This window comes from Alkalibacterium sp. s-m-28, assembly GCF_054658175.1.
The window spans coordinates 1-599 of the sequence record NZ_BAAGIQ010000246.1; the positions used below are offsets into that span (position 1 = coordinate 1).

Annotated in this window: 1 protein-coding gene; it reads left to right on the plus strand. The window is 45.4% G+C overall.

Annotated elements, in window-relative coordinates:
- Positions 1 to 67 precede the first annotated feature (67 nt).
- Positions 68 to 599: helix-turn-helix domain-containing protein (locus ACYQ4S_RS12165; protein ID WP_459771424.1), on the plus strand; the 532-nt coding region annotated here is incomplete at its 3' end.

The following is a 599-nucleotide window of genomic DNA, read 5'->3' on the forward strand; positions in this document are numbered from 1 at the left end:
CCTCTGCTGGAAAGCAGACGACTGTAGTAAGGTGGCAGTAGTCTATATAAGAGAGGAAGACAAAGAAATGAATGAAAAACAGCGTGAAGAAGTGGCATTAGCGAAGTTTCAAGTGATTGCGCCCATCTTAAACAAGGATTTTCCTGATGCCAGCCAACAAGCGTACTACGAACGCCTTAGTCAAGAGCCCTTAAAACGAGTCGATGGAAGTGAGTGGCGAGTAAAGCCTGGGGGTATTCGTGACTGGGTCTATTTGTATCGCAAGTATGGGTTTGATGGCTTAAAACCAAAAGTACGCACAGAGACCAGTACGAAAAGGCTGACAGATGATCAAAAACAGCGCCTGATTGCCTTAAAAGAAGAACGTCCTCGTCGAACAGTGACGAATCTGTATCATTATTTGAGCGAAAACGGTGAACTCAACCCGCAGACGGTTTCTTTATCCACGGTTCAACGGTTCATGCGTCAACAAAATGAACAGTATCGCTGGCGATCACCAGAAGACCGACGGTCATTTGAAATGGCTCATGCCAATGATATGTGGCAGATCGACACGTCCTATGGGCCTTATTTGTATGATGAAAAGGGGAAAAATCCGA